Source organism: Vibrio hippocampi (genome assembly GCF_921292975.1).
In the GTDB taxonomy this organism is placed as follows: domain Bacteria; phylum Pseudomonadota; class Gammaproteobacteria; order Enterobacterales; family Vibrionaceae; genus Vibrio; species Vibrio hippocampi.
Genome location: NZ_CAKLCM010000004.1, coordinates 1 through 13,823 on the forward strand (window position 1 = coordinate 1; position 13,823 = coordinate 13,823).

At 50.4% G+C, this 13,823-nt stretch carries 28 protein-coding genes; 11 read left to right on the top strand and 17 right to left on the bottom strand.

Annotated features, from left to right (window positions below; translation table 11 throughout):
• Nucleotides 1–171: 171 nt before the first annotated feature.
• The 16 genes from L9Q39_RS20030 to L9Q39_RS20100 form a co-directional block, all read right to left on the bottom strand.
• Nucleotides 172–759 carry a lysozyme gene (locus tag L9Q39_RS20030; RefSeq protein WP_237487113.1) on the bottom strand — a complete coding sequence of 196 codons (588 nt, stop codon included), beginning with the start codon at nucleotides 757–759 and terminating at the stop codon, nucleotides 172–174.
• Complete coding sequence (locus L9Q39_RS20035; RefSeq protein WP_029858858.1) at nucleotides 759–1,037, bottom strand: HP1 family phage holin; 279 nt, start codon at nucleotides 1,035–1,037, stop codon at nucleotides 759–761. Before L9Q39_RS20035 ends, L9Q39_RS20030 begins: the two co-directional genes overlap by 1 nt.
• A gap of 306 nt (nucleotides 1,038–1,343) precedes the next feature.
• Entirely contained in the window at nucleotides 1,344–1,673 is a 330-nt protein-coding gene (locus L9Q39_RS20040; protein WP_237487115.1) for a hypothetical protein, read from the bottom strand.
• The gene (locus L9Q39_RS20045; protein ID WP_237487116.1) at nucleotides 1,670–2,059 is read right to left on the bottom strand and encodes a hypothetical protein; all 390 of its coding nucleotides are present in this window, start codon (nucleotides 2,057–2,059) and stop codon (nucleotides 1,670–1,672) included. Before L9Q39_RS20045 ends, L9Q39_RS20040 begins: the two co-directional genes overlap by 4 nt.
• A 4-nt stretch (nucleotides 2,060–2,063) precedes the next feature.
• Nucleotides 2,064–2,300, bottom strand: coding sequence for a hypothetical protein (locus tag L9Q39_RS20050; protein ID WP_237487118.1), 237 nt, complete (start codon nucleotides 2,298–2,300; stop codon nucleotides 2,064–2,066).
• Complete coding sequence (locus L9Q39_RS20055) at nucleotides 2,297–2,521, bottom strand: DUF7940 domain-containing protein (protein ID WP_029858967.1); 225 nt, start codon at nucleotides 2,519–2,521, stop codon at nucleotides 2,297–2,299. Before L9Q39_RS20055 ends, L9Q39_RS20050 begins: the two co-directional genes overlap by 4 nt.
• Nucleotides 2,522–2,532: 11 nt before the next feature.
• The gene (locus tag L9Q39_RS20060) at nucleotides 2,533–3,168 is read right to left on the bottom strand and encodes a hypothetical protein (protein ID WP_237487119.1); all 636 of its coding nucleotides are present in this window, start codon (nucleotides 3,166–3,168) and stop codon (nucleotides 2,533–2,535) included.
• Nucleotides 3,169–3,207: 39 nt separating this feature from the next.
• Nucleotides 3,208–3,375, bottom strand: coding sequence for a DUF1441 family protein (locus L9Q39_RS20760; protein WP_494337057.1), 168 nt, complete (start codon nucleotides 3,373–3,375; stop codon nucleotides 3,208–3,210).
• A 145-nt stretch (nucleotides 3,376–3,520) separates the two neighbouring features.
• A complete protein-coding gene (locus L9Q39_RS20065; protein WP_237487121.1) occupies nucleotides 3,521–3,697 on the bottom strand; it encodes a hypothetical protein in 177 nt (58 codons plus the stop codon).
• Between the two features lie 39 nt (nucleotides 3,698–3,736).
• The gene (locus tag L9Q39_RS20070) at nucleotides 3,737–4,981 is read right to left on the bottom strand and encodes a tyrosine-type recombinase/integrase (RefSeq protein WP_237487123.1); all 1,245 of its coding nucleotides are present in this window, start codon (nucleotides 4,979–4,981) and stop codon (nucleotides 3,737–3,739) included.
• 105 nt (nucleotides 4,982–5,086) lie between these two features.
• Nucleotides 5,087–5,248, bottom strand: a complete 162-nt coding sequence (locus L9Q39_RS20075; protein WP_237487125.1) for a PA3496 family putative envelope integrity protein — start codon at nucleotides 5,246–5,248, stop codon at nucleotides 5,087–5,089.
• Nucleotides 5,241–5,621, bottom strand: a complete 381-nt coding sequence (locus L9Q39_RS20080) for a hypothetical protein (protein WP_237487127.1) — start codon at nucleotides 5,619–5,621, stop codon at nucleotides 5,241–5,243. The genes L9Q39_RS20075 and L9Q39_RS20080 overlap by 8 nt, the downstream gene beginning before the upstream one ends.
• A gap of 9 nt (nucleotides 5,622–5,630) precedes the next feature.
• Nucleotides 5,631–5,840 (bottom strand): hypothetical protein, encoded by a 210-nt coding sequence (locus tag L9Q39_RS20085; protein ID WP_237487128.1) that lies wholly within the window; start codon nucleotides 5,838–5,840, stop codon nucleotides 5,631–5,633.
• Nucleotides 5,837–6,085: a hypothetical protein gene (locus tag L9Q39_RS20090; RefSeq protein ID WP_237487130.1), complete on the bottom strand. Its 249-nt coding sequence runs from the start codon at nucleotides 6,083–6,085 to the stop codon at nucleotides 5,837–5,839. The genes L9Q39_RS20085 and L9Q39_RS20090 overlap by 4 nt, the downstream gene beginning before the upstream one ends.
• Nucleotides 6,082–6,522 (bottom strand): hypothetical protein, encoded by a 441-nt coding sequence (locus L9Q39_RS20095; protein ID WP_237487133.1) that lies wholly within the window; start codon nucleotides 6,520–6,522, stop codon nucleotides 6,082–6,084. The genes L9Q39_RS20090 and L9Q39_RS20095 overlap by 4 nt, the downstream gene beginning before the upstream one ends.
• Nucleotides 6,519–6,740: a helix-turn-helix domain-containing protein gene (locus L9Q39_RS20100; RefSeq protein ID WP_029858803.1), complete on the bottom strand. Its 222-nt coding sequence runs from the start codon at nucleotides 6,738–6,740 to the stop codon at nucleotides 6,519–6,521. The genes L9Q39_RS20095 and L9Q39_RS20100 overlap by 4 nt, the downstream gene beginning before the upstream one ends.
• Nucleotides 6,741–6,936: 196 nt before the next feature.
• Between L9Q39_RS20100 and L9Q39_RS20105 the strand changes: the two genes are divergently transcribed.
• The 11 genes from L9Q39_RS20105 to L9Q39_RS20155 all read left to right on the top strand — a co-directional run bounded on the left by L9Q39_RS20105 (nucleotide 6,937) and on the right by L9Q39_RS20155 (nucleotide 12,923).
• The gene (locus L9Q39_RS20105; protein ID WP_237487135.1) at nucleotides 6,937–7,596 is read left to right on the top strand and encodes an XRE family transcriptional regulator; all 660 of its coding nucleotides are present in this window, start codon (nucleotides 6,937–6,939) and stop codon (nucleotides 7,594–7,596) included.
• Nucleotides 7,597–7,708: 112 nt separating this feature from the next.
• Nucleotides 7,709–7,978, top strand: coding sequence for a hypothetical protein (locus L9Q39_RS20110; RefSeq protein ID WP_237487141.1), 270 nt, complete (start codon nucleotides 7,709–7,711; stop codon nucleotides 7,976–7,978).
• Nucleotides 7,971–8,318, top strand: coding sequence for a hypothetical protein (locus L9Q39_RS20115; protein ID WP_237487143.1), 348 nt, complete (start codon nucleotides 7,971–7,973; stop codon nucleotides 8,316–8,318). Before L9Q39_RS20110 ends, L9Q39_RS20115 begins: the two co-directional genes overlap by 8 nt.
• Nucleotides 8,319–8,335: 17 nt before the next feature.
• On the top strand, nucleotides 8,336–8,980 hold the full coding sequence (locus tag L9Q39_RS20120; protein ID WP_237487145.1) for a phage N-6-adenine-methyltransferase: 645 nt from the start codon (nucleotides 8,336–8,338) through the stop codon (nucleotides 8,978–8,980).
• A 9-nt stretch (nucleotides 8,981–8,989) separates the two neighbouring features.
• Nucleotides 8,990–9,343: a hypothetical protein gene (locus L9Q39_RS20125; RefSeq protein ID WP_237487147.1), complete on the top strand. Its 354-nt coding sequence runs from the start codon at nucleotides 8,990–8,992 to the stop codon at nucleotides 9,341–9,343.
• Nucleotides 9,344–9,364: 21 nt separating this feature from the next.
• Nucleotides 9,365–10,255: a hypothetical protein gene (locus L9Q39_RS20130; protein ID WP_237487149.1), complete on the top strand. Its 891-nt coding sequence runs from the start codon at nucleotides 9,365–9,367 to the stop codon at nucleotides 10,253–10,255.
• 12 nt (nucleotides 10,256–10,267) lie between these two features.
• The gene (locus tag L9Q39_RS20135; RefSeq protein WP_237487151.1) at nucleotides 10,268–10,873 is read left to right on the top strand and encodes an ASCH domain-containing protein; all 606 of its coding nucleotides are present in this window, start codon (nucleotides 10,268–10,270) and stop codon (nucleotides 10,871–10,873) included.
• Between the two features lie 11 nt (nucleotides 10,874–10,884).
• Entirely contained in the window at nucleotides 10,885–11,319 is a 435-nt protein-coding gene (locus tag L9Q39_RS20140; RefSeq protein ID WP_237487154.1) for a hypothetical protein, read from the top strand.
• 13 nt (nucleotides 11,320–11,332) lie between these two features.
• Nucleotides 11,333–11,548: a hypothetical protein gene (locus tag L9Q39_RS20145; RefSeq protein WP_237487156.1), complete on the top strand. Its 216-nt coding sequence runs from the start codon at nucleotides 11,333–11,335 to the stop codon at nucleotides 11,546–11,548.
• A gap of 475 nt (nucleotides 11,549–12,023) precedes the next feature.
• Nucleotides 12,024–12,665 carry an AAA family ATPase gene (locus L9Q39_RS20150; protein WP_237487157.1) on the top strand — a complete coding sequence of 214 codons (642 nt, stop codon included), beginning with the start codon at nucleotides 12,024–12,026 and terminating at the stop codon, nucleotides 12,663–12,665.
• Between the two features lie 21 nt (nucleotides 12,666–12,686).
• Nucleotides 12,687–12,923 (top strand): hypothetical protein, encoded by a 237-nt coding sequence (locus tag L9Q39_RS20155; RefSeq protein ID WP_203506472.1) that lies wholly within the window; start codon nucleotides 12,687–12,689, stop codon nucleotides 12,921–12,923.
• Nucleotides 12,924–13,475: 552 nt separating this feature from the next.
• On the opposite strand, the gene L9Q39_RS20160 is transcribed toward L9Q39_RS20155, so the two are convergent.
• Nucleotides 13,476–13,652 (bottom strand): hypothetical protein, encoded by a 177-nt coding sequence (locus L9Q39_RS20160; RefSeq protein ID WP_203506474.1) that lies wholly within the window; start codon nucleotides 13,650–13,652, stop codon nucleotides 13,476–13,478.
• Nucleotides 13,653–13,823 lie beyond the last annotated feature (171 nt).

Sequence of the window (13,823 nt, forward strand, 5' to 3'; positions counted from 1 at the left end):
GCCAGATCTGCGATTAATTGATTGTTGCTTTGCTCTAGCTGGCCAACGCGAACATTTGCCTGGTCGCGTTCGTCGGTGACTGTATCCAGCCGCCACAGCAAAACAGCCCCGGCGGCTAAAACGCCAACCGCCAGGAGCATACGAATTTTTGTTACCACCATAGGGCACCCGTTAACCATCCGTTGAAAGACACATGTCCGTTTCTTTCTGGCGGCGTGTCACCAAACCGGGCAATTTGACGCCCCCACCGTAAACCCATCGGTTTAATTGGCGGCAAGCTAAATCGTATTGACCTGTTCGAACAAAATGACCGATGCGCGTTTCGCTACCGTCTCGGTTATGTCTAAAGCGGGTACATCCCGTATTAAAAATAAAAGAGGTAAACGCATCGGTTTGGCCTTGTGAGAGCTCAGCATCACCACGCCAATCGTAAAGACAACGTTCAGCAGACTGGATATTTTTAACCCAGTCTTTCGCGATTTGCTCGTCGGTAACTGAGGTTTTAATGACACCGTGAGTATTTCCGACGCCATTGGTAATAAGCCCAGACGGGCAGCGATAAGGATCGCGGCGACACCCTTCGGCGTTACCAATCAGATCAAGTGCCCGAGGTGAGACGCGGAGTTCACCCAGCGATTGACCGGCGATTTCCACCTGGCCAACCGAATTCTGATATTCGGCATCACTTACCGTAACGCCGCCAGTGATCAGCGCGGCGACGGCCGTCACCGAGCAAAGTATTTTTTTGACTCTATTCATTACGCATCATCCTGTTCAAGAATGGCCGATACTGAACTTTGTCGATTCAGTTTCGATTCCAGCAGTCGATGATTCTTTTCTTTGTAATACCAAGTAAGACCAAAAGAACAGATACCAAGGATGATGCCGACTATGACGCCCAGTTCGTTAACTGAGAAAGCGCCAAAGAAAGCCGCAACCCCACCAAAAAAAGCAGTAAGACGATCACCTTTAAACGCAAAGAAAGCAGCGATCACCCCTGCGATGGCAGTAAACCACAATCGTTTTTTACTAAGCATTCTCGCCTCATGCGATTTGAAGGGTGTTTTTGAAACCTAAATTCAGACATCACCAAAAAGGTGACTATTCGAGAGGGGTTTAGGCATAAAAAAAGCCCACCGAAGAAATTGGCGGGCTTATAAAAGTTGGCTAGGTGAGCGATTCAGTCCGCCCTCTGGACGCACTAAAACCACGTTATATAAAACCATAAACTAATAGCTCAGGAAAAACAACATTAAGTTGTTATATCTTCGTTTGGTTGTTTGAACTTTGTCACACTAAAGCCCAAATCGAGAAAATAACCGCGTGACGGCTCACGCTTGCATTTATGTGTTGCCGTGATTCGTCACGCTCTGACTAGATGCCACTTTCTTAGGAGTAAAAAACTCCTTCATACGCTTGGCCGCTAAAGAAATCCCCTTGATACAGGCTTTCGCATTAAAAGACATCACTATCTTAGGCGGCTTGTTGGGGAAGATGGCAGCGTCGATTGTTTCATCCAGCAAGACCTGAGAAAGCCCAGTTCGAGCGCGGGCAAACAGACTCACCTTTTCGCCTGGCTGTAACAGTGGCCAACGGAATTTGATTCGATTCACCAGGCGCGGCTGGTAAGTGCCTTTTTTGTGTGCAATTTTTCGTTTGTGACTTAATCTCATAACATTAACTCTCTATATTGACGGGTGCGCCAGCAATCGCTATCACCATCGAACACACCATCACAGCCTTGCGGTAACGGTGACTTACATTTTCCACAACACCCCAGCGCGGCCACTTGCTCCTGGTATCGCTGTTCGTCTTGCTGGATCAACTCGGCGATGTATTCTTCCCTGGAATACGGTTCGCCAACGACGGCGCGGGCCTGACGCATGACATCAAGGCGATCACGGTCAGAAGAAGAAAAACTCAATTCCACTTTAGCCACGCCGAGCTGTTCTTCCTGCTTGGCTTTCTCCGCTTTCTTTCGCTCTCGATACCGTTTAGAACGGCGGCGTTCCTGCGCCCGCTTACGCTCTAGTTTGTCTTGTTCTGACATCTTGGCCACGGCATCACCCCGCTGGCCAGAACGAGTGGATAAAGGCTTCAAACTCAATCGCAGAGTTCAACCCAGCCCAACCACCAAAACCAACCGCAAAACCGCACAGGTAAAGAACAAACATGATTTTCACCATGCTTATTGCACTGTTAATCAACCAAACCAATAAGGTGAAAAGAATGGATTTCAGCGATAACACCACTGACCCCCAAGCGCGTTTTTTGATTGCATCGATGATCTGCTCCATCATTCACCCGCCTTAGCCTTCAACTGTTCGACAGGCACTTGAGAAAGCACACGTAACACCGCTACACCTCCAGCAAGGGCAGCATTCACCACCGCGTAAACCGTAACGCTCATATAATCCTGAAGCGATGGCAGAGCCGCCAAAAGCACGTTAACCAGAGCGATCGCCAGCGCACACTGAACACTCCACAACTTATAAGCTTGTTTCCAATTACCAATTAGCATGTAGCACCTTCCTATTTTTCCTTGTTACCCAAACGCGCGCGGCCAGTCGGTCCCTGGTCGGGGCCAATCTGCGACATAATGACCATTGATTCACGCTGCAAGGCTTCGATTTGCATCAATAGCCCGATGATCTGAAAGTTGTTATTCGTGACGAGTTGCGCTTCGACTGACGGGTCAGACGCAATGTTCAGTGACTTACGATTGATTTCTTCGCGTAGCTTTTCGGTGAGCGATTCCAGTTTCCAGCCGTTCGGGTTTTCTCGGGACATCAGAACCGACGGTTTGGTTTGCTCGCCAGTGATGAAAGACAGCACCACGACATAATCGTCGGAACGGTTAAATCGGTGCTCCAACAGGTCCGCGGGATGCCCCTCACCGCTCGACATCAGATCCGCATCATCTAGCAGGAACACGCGATAATTAGGCGTCGCGCTCCCTAACCGGCGAAGATAAAGGTTCAAATCATTTGGTCCCCACACATCAAAGGGTGACGCGTAACGCTTTTTAAATTCTCTTACCGCTTCCTGACTTCGCGTCACGATCACACCTGGAATATCTCGCGCGTAGTAACCCGCAGCCAAAGCCAAAAGCATCGTGGTTTTACCGGTTCGAGCTGACGAACGGATGTCCTGTTTTAATAACGGCATGTTTTCAAATCCTTATTCACCTTGCGGGTGATTAAATAACTAACTAAACAAAGCAGGGCCCACCTGGGCCATGTCATACAGATCTTCGCGCTTCTTCCCCTTCATGGCCGAGCTGACGTTCGCCGCTCGAAGCCGCTTTCGTACCGTGTCGCGACTCAGGTCGAAAGTGATGGCTATCTGGGTGATGTTCATGTATCGCATCGGCATTCATCTCACTAAAAAAGGATCGTTTCGGCACCGCTTAGCCCTTGCGGGATCTGCGATTCGTCAGGGATCTGGCGAGAGTGCTGACGGCGCATAGGAGATCCGAAAATTTCCCAAATACCGCGGGCCTCGCACCCGTGGTTGACTTTCAAACGCCCAGGGTCCCCGGTTTTTTCGTCATCACGCTCGGCGTGGTCATGCTGCTGAGTCTGTCTAACTCCTTGTTATACAAAGGACTATCAACGCTAATCCCTGCGACTCGCTTGTCATAAATCGCCAACGATACCGCCAGCGCGACGCTTGATATTTGAATGATTTTTTCCATGTTGTTTATTCCCCTGTGATAGATGGCTGCTTTTGTGGCTCAGGCCGCGCAGTCGCTTAACTGGTCGTGGTTGAATGATCCTGTCGATCTCGTCTCTGTCTCGGTGCGCAATGCTTGAAATCCTCGGGCGTCGAGCCAGGTGTGATATTGCGCCAGCGCCTCACGCATCGGTTGGTCATACAGCGCCTGATCATAGGCTTTGCGAATGCTGTCCATTGCGTGGTTGAGAATGCGTTCACTCACCGCGTCATTGATGCTTAATGCGTCGGTCATGATGGTTTTCAGCGCCTTACGGCAGTCGTGCGCACTCCAGTTCCCCTCACTCACTTGCTTAAGGAGTTTTCTTGATGTGCTGTAACTGATTGGCTTGGCGTGGCCATGACCCGGAAACAGAAACACCCCGCGATAGCCTTTCTTGGTTTGCCAGGTGCGGTACTGACTCAGGAACGCGACCATTTGCTTTGTGAGCGGCAGTTTGTGCCATTCATTGGTTTTGGTATCGCCCATCGGAATACGCCAATAGGCATCGGTTAAATCGATGTGGCTCCACTTGGCGAACAGGGTTTCTGTGATCCGAGTGCCGTGTCCGAGTAGCATCACGATCAAACATTGCGTGACACGGTCACACTCTAGGAGGCGGTCAAACAGGTTTTGCATGTCGGTCGCAAACAAACGGCCGTCTTTCTCTTTAATCGATACCGAAATGAAGTCAGAAAACACCACGCCCGCGAGGGGGTTGGACTCGATACGGCCCAACTTTTCGGCTTGCTTAAAGGCTTGTTTCAGTACCGCCATGACCGATTTAACGGTCGCCAATGAATGGTGTTCTTGCAGCGGCCAGATCAGCGCATCATCGAGGACCTGACGGGTTAGCGCATCGATGGCCAAGTCGCCCAGGTGCGGCTGTAGATGACACTTGATCGCGCTTTTGATGGTCGCTTTGCGGGTTTTAGAGCGGTGCGCGTCTTTCTCGATGCGCCCCTGATACCAGTTCAGCACATCGCCCACGCTCTCGAAATCGGTGTGTAACAGGTTGCTGTTGACGTTCACGGCCAACAAAGCCAGCTTTTCAGGTAAGACTTTCTTCACCGCCTGGACGGTCAACACAGGCCAATAACCCAGCAGATACCAACGGTCACGGCGCACCACATACCAAGATCCCGTTTCACGATTCTGGTGAAAGCGAAAGCGCAGCGGAAACGCCGGATCACGCAAGGTTCGCACGGCTCCAGATTGCTCGGCTTTGATGTTTCGCTCTGAAAAGGTGATGACTTTGGTTTTCATACTGGCCCCGGCTTAGGGTGCCAACCAACCAAACAGACCATAAACGGCCGGGAGGGTGACACCCAATAAGATAAGCTCTCTCAATTTCTTTAATTCATTAATTCTTTACAGTTCAAATTCAGCATCAAGGCGACGCTGTTCGAGAATGTCCTCGATACGGCGGCGACACTGGACCTTGCCCGGGTTCACTTTCACGATGGGAATGGTGCGAGACTGGTCACGCTGTTTGTGGTTCAAAAGATGACGTTCATCAGAGGTTCTATACATTGCCTTGGGTCCTTTTCTTGGTTAATGCCTTGATCACGTAATCGCGCGCTTTCTTCAAGCGGCGCTTATAGGTGGGCAAGCTGATCCCGACTCGGAGCGCCCGTTTAAGCTGGGTATCGTCGTTCATGTTGCCAACGGCCCCGTACTCCATGCGAAAGGTGGTTGCAGCTGCCTGATCTTCTGCCGCCAAACGTAACACCGCCGCCTCAACATCGGCCTCGATGCAATCTAAAACAGGGCCACCACCGCCACCGCCGCCGAACACCCCTTGACACTCGATCAGCTTGCCCAAAACAGATTGGCCACCGGGCACCAGTGCGCCCTGGTGAACCCAGCGCGCCCATTGGTCGAATATTTCATCCCAGTTAGCCATTAACTCGCCTTACTTCACTTCGACGATGAACATCGCTTCACCGCGTCCGTTCTTATGGGTACTGCGGCGCGCCATCGTGACCTGGCGGTTTTTGACAAACCAGGTCATACGGTGGGCAATGGTTGATCCCGTTCTGACGGGTTTAGCGCCATACAGGGCTTTTAATTGGTCCTCGGCATTCTGCTCACTGGTTGCCGCAAAACGGTTCATTGCACTCATGGGTGACTCTCCTGATCCAATGGTTCGTTGTTCATCCAACGATTGAACAAGCGAACGAGCGCCCGATAGCGGTCCGCTGCTTGGTGGTTAGTGTTTAATTCACGGCGGGAATGGACATCACAGAACGTTCTCACCGCGTTGGCCGCGTCTTTCTCATCCCTGACAGCAATCCCCATCAGATCCGACAAGAAACGGCGAAAACTGGCTTTCTGACCGAGCATCACAGCCCCGCGGGTCATGTTCATGCCACCGCCCTCTTTTTCTGGTTTCGCAACTTACGGCGGCGATCCAGCTTGCGGACGTAACATTCCGACCAGGCTTCGACCGCGCTCAACACGTGCGCCGGAGCATTCTCGGCCTCACTGACCATCAAATCGTGATGCTTGATGTCGAGACGGTCGTAAAACTCGGTCAGCGACCCGTATTGGTGACACACGAACGCCCCCAACCGGCGCAGTGCTTGCAGTTCTTCGGCGCTATTACTGCCAATGACCAAGGTGACAATGTCATCCGGCCAACGGCCCGACAGCTCCAGACGAAGACGACGTGCCCGTTCAGCCGGATCAGGCAAATAGCCCAAATACAACCGACGAACCCGACCCGCGCCGAGTTCATTCACCAACGCGAGGTATGCCGCCTCGCCGTCATCCTCTGTGCCGCCTAATAACGCCATTACAATCATGCTGCCCTCTCTGCTTGCGCTTGCTCGTACTCCAGATCGAACAGACTGAAATCGACTTTCCCGCCAGAGATGCGTCGGATCTTGTTTCTGCTTTGAGGTTTTGGCGAACGGCGAAAGTGAACCCACTCGTTCACCGTCTTCGGACTGACCCCCATCATCTGGGCCAGCCAGGTTTGCCCGCCGAAACCCTTCGATTTGATCCAGTCTTGAAACCTCATTTAGTTGTCCTTTCCGCGATTTGCGATACAGATTAACAACAAAACGTTGTTAAGACAATGATCAAGGCGTGGCATTTTCCGCAAAATGTGGTATTTTGTGGTAATATAAAGCTACGAAAGCCGTGATTAACGAATTAAAGAAATCACTAAAACGTTAACCAGGTAACAAAAAAGCCCATCAGACAGGGTGCAAAGAATGAAATCAGACATAAAAGAAATCATCGGCGACCGATTAAGAGAGCGCCGACTTTTAAAGAATTGGACCGCTCGGGAAGCCGCCGAAGCGGCGACCCGCGTTGCCCCTGAGAACATCAGTACCGGGCGGTGGCAGAACTGGGAATGTGCTCAACGTAGCCCAGGCGTCGAAATGTATCCGTATTTGGCCAAAGTGCTCGACACTACGCCGCAATACTTATCCGGTTGGTCAAACGAGCCTGGGATCGGGGTCGAAACCAATAAATACGTGGTGGCCAACGTCAACCAGGAGCAAGGCGGCAAAGATGACGAACTCGCGTTCAACGTCGAAGCGTTAAAACGCCACGGCCTGAGTGAGCATAACTTAAAGCTCATCACCGCCCCTGACGACGCGATGCACAAAGAATTTAAGCGCGGCGATTTGCTGCTCATCGATAAAGGCGCCAACGAGATCACCGGCGCGGGTATCTATGCCTTGCAAACCCAACACGGCGACCTGTATGTTCGCTATGTGCGGCGCGACATTGGGTCCGGTTACAGCGTCTACGCCGACGACGAACGCCACGCCCCAACACAGCAATTTAGTGAAGAAGACTTCGCCAGCAAACTGACCGTGATCGGCAAGTACGTCTTCAAAGGATGCTGGAATCTAGATCAGTAACACACGCTTTAAAAGCGCGGCCTTGTCGCGTTTTTTTACGGCACCATTAACAACATTTTGCAGTAACAAATAACAACGATACAGCAAAACGAACAACGTCTAAGGAATTACCATGCACGGCGAACTATCGTTGATCCACGTCAACACACCGACCGAACTGCGCATCGTACAGCGGCAGCAAAAACAAACCGTCCAATCGGCGACCGCCGACTTACTGGCGACGGCGTGTCTTTTGGAAAAAGCACTCGATGGCAATCTGGACGATGAAACCCACGCGCTGATCAATGCGGCGTATTTTCAGGTTAACCAGGTACAAACCACGTTCGACAAGCTGGTCGCCCAAATCGATAACATCCAACTGGAGGACAAATCCCGTGAGTAGTCTCGAACTGGTCCCAGGGATGGGGCTAAATCTGGATGAACTGGCCGTCTTAAAAGGCCACGCCGAAGGGAAACGCCCTTCACAACTCGGCAAAGAACTTGATCTCACCCCGCCGGAAATGAAGCTCATCGAGCAAGACATCCGGCTCAAGCTCCGCGCCAAGTCGCCCATGCACATGATCACCCGTGCGTTTGAATTGGGCATTTTACGCGTGATGTGTTTGGTCCTTTGTTTCTCCATTGTGGCCGACCTCGATGACCAGGCATTACGCCTAAGAACACGCACCCGAAACGAATACAGCCGCACCGTTCGCGGCGGCCGTAATGAAGCCACTTGCTAACAACAGGAACACAACCAATGGGAAGAAATCATCAACAACGCAGTAAAACCAATGAAGAATACCGCGATCAAACGTCCACGGTGCCGTGGCTGTTTGCCGCGCTCGATGCCGAGTTCCAATTCGGCATTGACCTCGCCGCGACCGACAAATCGGCTAAGTGCGCGGTGTACTTCACCCCAGAAACCGACTCACTGTCTCAGGACTGGCTGGCCAGTGTGCCACCCCAGGCGAACGCGACCGGATGGCTTAACCCGCCTTACAGCAACATTTTGCCTTGGGTGCAACATGCCCGCCAGGAGCAACAAAAAGGCTTTACCACCGTATTTTTAGTGCCGAACGACTGTTCCGGCGAATGGTGGCCAGAGGGTGAGCCCTGCATCATTCGCCACATTACCGGCTATTACTACGACCACACCTATAAATCGGGACCAAAAAGCCGCAAAGGCACCACCGTTAAAAAGTGGGCCTCGGGTCGTATCGAGTTCGTCAACGCGGAAACCGGCGAGATCATGAAAGACCCGCTCAATAAACCAATGTGCTTGATCATCTTTCCAGCGTTCTATTGTGGGCCGACGCTCCATCAACCGGTCACAAAAATTGAACTCATGGAAAAAGGCCAGACATGGATGGCCGAGAAACAACAGGCCGAACTGGCGGCGTAAGGGGGACACATGGACGCGATAACCCAACATGACGTGAGTTTAATGAGCGCGTTGTTACTGGATGGCATGGACCTCGACACCATCGGCGATAAATTCGAGATCCCGCCCTCTGACGTCATACAACACATTTACCCACCGAAGCAGTTTATCCCGGCATCACTGTTCGAAAGCCGGTCACGTCGAGGCACGGTTCGACTCGGTGAAGACTGCATCGAGAAACGTTGCTCGCGCTGCCGTCAATTTTTCCCTATCGCCTCCGAGTTTTGGCACAACTGCCGCAACAACCCGGACGGTTTTCTCGGTTGGTGCCGTGCTTGTGAAATCGACCGCGTCAATGCCAGACGTAAAGAATTAAAGAAATAACGAATTAAAGAGACTCACCAAATGGACCAATTACAACCGCTTGAACTCAACAACCACGCCGCTGACACCCTCGAAGCCTTTATCGGTCAATTCAATGACATGATTAAGGACTCCGACCGCATGGCGGAAACCATCAACCACCTAAACGCCAAACTGGAAGACTATCACCACCATAAGAACCGCGCCGAAGGTTATGCCAATCAAATCGTGGATATGGAAAAAGAGATCGGCGATCTCCAGGACGAACTGGAAGAATTGAAAGGCATTCTATTAACCGCCGAGAAAGTCGCCCACGCCAAAATGAAGCTGGAGAAAGACAACCAGGCGTTAAACCGTGAGCTGGAAATGTCCCGCAACCGTGCGAAAGAACTCCAGCGCCAGCTTAACGAAGTCAAAGGCGGCGACAATCCGAAGAAACTCCGCGAACAGATCAAGCGCATCAAAGAGAAAAGCAAAGAGAAAGACACAAAGAACGCGCGCCTGGAACGTGAGGCCAAACAGTACCGCCAGGAAATCCAAGGTTTGAAGGTTCAGCAGAACCAGGCGTTCGAGAAAATCAAACAGCTTAAGCTGGAAAAGCAAAACATGGACTTCACCGGCCTATTCCACAAAGACGACCACCATTTGATTTTATGGCCACAGGTGATCACCTCTCAGAACGCCGAAACCGGCGAGACTCATCAAAGCCGTGCCCTGTTACACATGCACCAATCCGGCACCGCGCGCCTGATTTCTTACGACATGGACAATAACGCCATTGTTACCCACAAAGCGCCAGCCGGTGGCGTCCGGATCCCGAAAGACGTGCAACAGTTCGCCGAGGACTGGCTATTCAATGTCAACGTTACCCAGGACGGCAATGTCACCCCACGCGACCTGGCACAAACCGACTTAAACAGCAAAGCAGCATAAGGAACGGCACCGATGAAAACTATTCCAATGATTTTTAATACTGACATGGTAAAAGCCTTGGTTAACGGTCGAAAGACCGTTACCCGACGCCCAGCTAAAGGCGTGACCTACTCGGACCGTATGGGCTTTGTTTTTAATGGTTATGCTCATGGCATTGGTTCAAATCACCGCGAGACAATGAACAACATAATAAAACGGCCCGTTAAGGCGGGCTGTCCGGCTAATGTCGGTGATTTAATTTATGTTCGCGAAACCTGGGCGGACGCTGGAGCTAACGCACCAGAACTTACCTTGTATAAAGCAAATTACCCGGAACACGTACCGGCACACTATGAGAACGTGCCGAGCCTGGCAGAAATAAAATGGACGCCATCGATCCACATGCCACGTTGGGCCAGCCGGCTAACTTTGAAAGTTACCGATGTGCGAATAGAAACAATGAAAGAGCTACGCCAAGACCACGAACAGATAAGCAGTGAAGGGTTTGGCAGCTTCCCACAGTTTCGGCACACCTGGCGCAAGATTTACGGCCAATGCGAACCCGGTGATCTTGTGTGGGTTATCGAGTTCGAAGTCATTCACCAAAACGTAGATACCTATCTAAAACAAGCGGCTTAAGGGAAAAATTAATGTCACAAAGAAATATCGAAGTGCCAACCGAGAAAGGCTTGGTTTTTGTGCCTGCAAGCAACCATTGTAACGATACTCCTTATCTGGCGGTCACGATGTGCGTGTTTGGTCAATTTGAAGTGTCTCATGTTCCGTCAGGTCGCCGCCTTGTTGGTGGCTTTGAACGAGCGGTGAATGCATTCGTGTCTATGTTTGAGTTGCAATTGGCAATCAATGAACTTGGTATCGATGCCAGTGGTGACAATGACGCCTTTCGCACTGAAATTAATGATAAAGATAAGCAATGTGAAGCGCTGGGCGGAATGACCATCAGACAATGGATAGGCATCAACACCACACTTGGCAATATTTGTTCAGAGTTCCCGTGGGAAACCGACCAAGAAGGTCCACACGCAGAGCTGGAAAAGCTCATGGCCAAGTTAAAAGCAAAGTAAGGGGTAAATTGCGATGCTTGTATCTCAGAAAGTAATAGATGGAATGGAAGCCAAAGGGTTCTATATGGCTGAAGGGGCGGCGGTTCTTAATGATGTTGTAGTCGTCGAACTTCGACACCCTTTCAGGTCAACGCGAGCTATGACACTAAAAACTCAAGAGTCAGTGAACGTATTCAATAACGAAGTTTCACCAGGGGCTTGGGCTGTTTTTCGCAAATATGATAACTAAGGATCAACACATGGAACCATTAAAAGTTAACTGGCTTAGTGCTTGCCCTCGATGTAATCACGAAGGGCCGCACAATGTTGAAACAAACAGCGCGAACCCTGACCTATTAAACGAAGGTGATGTCGTTACGTGCAGACAATGTAACCAGGGCGGAGTGATCGAGTTAGTAGAAGCCGGGATAGTTGAATGTTACTGGGCCGAAGATGATGGCCATTACTGCCAATGTGATAACCCAGATTGTGGCAACTGGTTTACGGTCTCCGAAATCGGAGCCACTTGTCAGGAATGCAATAAAGGCTCAATGCAGCCGCAAGACGTCGAACCCTACTAACCCACCTCAAAAGCGGGCCCGTCCCGCTTTCTTTCTTTATTTCTTTAATTATTTAATTCTTTCTTATTTACATTCAGGACTTTTCGTCCTATTATCTCATCACGCGTTAAAGAATTATTTAATTAACGAAAGGGATAACAACCAATGGGATACAAAATCGCAGTAGTACAACAAAAGGGTGGCGTGGGTAAATCCACTAATTGCCGCAACCTGGCAGCGGCTCACGCGGGCTTTGGCTGGGATGTAAAAATCGCCGACCTCGATGTCAATCAATCAACCAGCTTCACCTGGCATAAACGCCGCCTTGCGGCCGGAGTCGAACCGGTTGTCGCTGTAGAGATTTTCGGCAGTGCCAGCCAGGCTCTAAAGCAAGCGGATAACTACGACTTGTTTATCTTCGATGGCGCTCCAATGGCTAACCGTGCAACGCTTGAGGTTGCGCTAGTGTCTGACCTGGTTGTCATTCCAACAGGGCTAGGCTTAGACGATATGGAGCCTTGCGTCATTCTGGCCAACGACCTAGTTAAAAATGGTGTAGACCGAAGCAAAATTGTTTTCGTGTTCTGCCGAACCACTGGCAGCGATGCCGAACTCCAATACGCTATCGACTACATGGATCAAACTCCATACTTCACCGTACCGCACCCACTACCGGAAAAACCGTCTATTCGCGGCGCGCACGATCAGGGCCTTGCTGCTATTGAGTGCAAGTTCAAAGGCCCGAGAGAATCAGCCGAGCGAATGACTCAGGCAATCATCGATAGACTTAACGAATTAATGAATTAAAGATTTAAAGAGGCTTTCAGGATGGCATTAGAAGCACCTAAAAAACCCAAAGCTAACCCAAAAGGCAAGCCGCCAACAGGTAACACACCACCAAATGGCCAAGAGAACAGCAAAAAGGGAGAAACAGCTCCGCTTAACTTCAAACCTGATAAAGAGTTCGTAAAAGAGTGGAAAGTCTACTGTGTAACGAACGACATTTCTCAAATTGACCAATTCAAGAAAATGTTCGAGTTCTGGAAAGAACATCACGGCGGGTAATCCGTCAGAAGGGAACGCCGGACGGTTGAAGTATCTCACCCCTACAACCGCCGGCATCAACAACACAACCAATGGGATTTAATCATGTTGCAAGCTAATAATACCCTCTCGGGCGCTATGCGTCTATGTGACCTTATGTATCAACCAGCCGACCAGGTGATCGAGTACCTGAAAGATAAGCCCGAATTTATGGGCGAGGCTATCGCAAAATTGTGTTACCAGGAACTAGCGAGGCAAGGGGGCCATTCATGAACATAGCCAGGATGAGCCTACCCGATACGTGCTTTAGTTGTCAGCACTACAAGCAAACAGGCTGGAAACACGACCAGTTCGCGCCAAAGGTGGATAACTACGGTTTCAGCATTGATCCGAGAAAACAACGTTATGGCCAATGTACCAGGAACAACGCGGAGGTATTTTGGAATGAGAAGTGCCACTTATACACCCAAGACACCGACATCGATGTCCATCCCTGCCCGAAGCGGCCCGAACCGTTAGAGCCGCGTCAGGAATCACTGTTCTAAAAAGAAGCCCCGAAACCGGGGCTTTTCCTTACTCTCCATTCTCGACCAGTGCCGCGACATCAATCCTTAAGCCTTTGAGTAAAGCCGTCGCACAAGACATTTCATGAACGACACAGTCGCCCGTATTGGTTAGATCCTCCATTACTTCTAACAGAGCCGCCATTTGATTCAGCTTTTTGCTGATTATCGTTTTTTTCCTTTCCATTTAAAAACATACCTTTCCAACTGCAATATATGTTTTGTCATCACTATCATTGGTGCGACCAGTAGAATATGCAGTTACGCATACATGCTGTAAACAGCAATGGAAGAAACAGTCCTATACTTACTGATAAACGACAAAAATAGTCCTATCGAATGAGACGTAGGTCTAAAT

Bases quoted from the DNA above. Each gene is read 5' to 3' on its own strand.
- L9Q39_RS20030 (WP_237487113.1), bottom strand. From the start codon at position 759: ATGAATAGAGTCAAAAAAATACTTTGCTCGGTGACGGCCGTCGCCGCG.
- L9Q39_RS20035 (WP_029858858.1), bottom strand. From the start codon at position 1,037: ATGCTTAGTAAAAAACGATTGTGGTTTACTGCCATCGCAGGGGTGATC.
- L9Q39_RS20040 (WP_237487115.1), bottom strand. From the start codon at position 1,673: ATGAGATTAAGTCACAAACGAAAAATTGCACACAAAAAAGGCACTTAC.
- L9Q39_RS20050 (WP_237487118.1), bottom strand. From the start codon at position 2,300: ATGATGGAGCAGATCATCGATGCAATCAAAAAACGCGCTTGGGGGTCA.
- L9Q39_RS20055 (WP_029858967.1), bottom strand. From the start codon at position 2,521: ATGCTAATTGGTAATTGGAAACAAGCTTATAAGTTGTGGAGTGTTCAG.
- L9Q39_RS20060 (WP_237487119.1), bottom strand. From the start codon at position 3,168: ATGCCGTTATTAAAACAGGACATCCGTTCGTCAGCTCGAACCGGTAAA.
- L9Q39_RS20760 (WP_494337057.1), bottom strand. From the start codon at position 3,375: ATGCCGATGCGATACATGAACATCACCCAGATAGCCATCACTTTCGAC.
- L9Q39_RS20065 (WP_237487121.1), bottom strand. From the start codon at position 3,697: ATGGAAAAAATCATTCAAATATCAAGCGTCGCGCTGGCGGTATCGTTG.
- L9Q39_RS20070 (WP_237487123.1), bottom strand. From the start codon at position 4,981: ATGAAAACCAAAGTCATCACCTTTTCAGAGCGAAACATCAAAGCCGAG.
- L9Q39_RS20075 (WP_237487125.1), bottom strand. From the start codon at position 5,248: ATGTATAGAACCTCTGATGAACGTCATCTTTTGAACCACAAACAGCGT.
- L9Q39_RS20080 (WP_237487127.1), bottom strand. From the start codon at position 5,621: ATGGCTAACTGGGATGAAATATTCGACCAATGGGCGCGCTGGGTTCAC.
- L9Q39_RS20085 (WP_237487128.1), bottom strand. From the start codon at position 5,840: ATGAGTGCAATGAACCGTTTTGCGGCAACCAGTGAGCAGAATGCCGAG.
- L9Q39_RS20090 (WP_237487130.1), bottom strand. From the start codon at position 6,085: ATGAACATGACCCGCGGGGCTGTGATGCTCGGTCAGAAAGCCAGTTTT.
- L9Q39_RS20095 (WP_237487133.1), bottom strand. From the start codon at position 6,522: ATGATTGTAATGGCGTTATTAGGCGGCACAGAGGATGACGGCGAGGCG.
- L9Q39_RS20100 (WP_029858803.1), bottom strand. From the start codon at position 6,740: ATGAGGTTTCAAGACTGGATCAAATCGAAGGGTTTCGGCGGGCAAACC.
- L9Q39_RS20105 (WP_237487135.1), top strand. From the start codon at position 6,937: ATGAAATCAGACATAAAAGAAATCATCGGCGACCGATTAAGAGAGCGC.
- L9Q39_RS20110 (WP_237487141.1), top strand. From the start codon at position 7,709: ATGCACGGCGAACTATCGTTGATCCACGTCAACACACCGACCGAACTG.
- L9Q39_RS20120 (WP_237487145.1), top strand. From the start codon at position 8,336: ATGGGAAGAAATCATCAACAACGCAGTAAAACCAATGAAGAATACCGC.
- L9Q39_RS20125 (WP_237487147.1), top strand. From the start codon at position 8,990: ATGGACGCGATAACCCAACATGACGTGAGTTTAATGAGCGCGTTGTTA.
- L9Q39_RS20130 (WP_237487149.1), top strand. From the start codon at position 9,365: ATGGACCAATTACAACCGCTTGAACTCAACAACCACGCCGCTGACACC.
- L9Q39_RS20135 (WP_237487151.1), top strand. From the start codon at position 10,268: ATGAAAACTATTCCAATGATTTTTAATACTGACATGGTAAAAGCCTTG.
- L9Q39_RS20140 (WP_237487154.1), top strand. From the start codon at position 10,885: ATGTCACAAAGAAATATCGAAGTGCCAACCGAGAAAGGCTTGGTTTTT.
- L9Q39_RS20145 (WP_237487156.1), top strand. From the start codon at position 11,333: ATGCTTGTATCTCAGAAAGTAATAGATGGAATGGAAGCCAAAGGGTTC.
- L9Q39_RS20150 (WP_237487157.1), top strand. From the start codon at position 12,024: ATGGGATACAAAATCGCAGTAGTACAACAAAAGGGTGGCGTGGGTAAA.
- L9Q39_RS20155 (WP_203506472.1), top strand. From the start codon at position 12,687: ATGGCATTAGAAGCACCTAAAAAACCCAAAGCTAACCCAAAAGGCAAG.
- L9Q39_RS20160 (WP_203506474.1), bottom strand. From the start codon at position 13,652: ATGGAAAGGAAAAAAACGATAATCAGCAAAAAGCTGAATCAAATGGCG.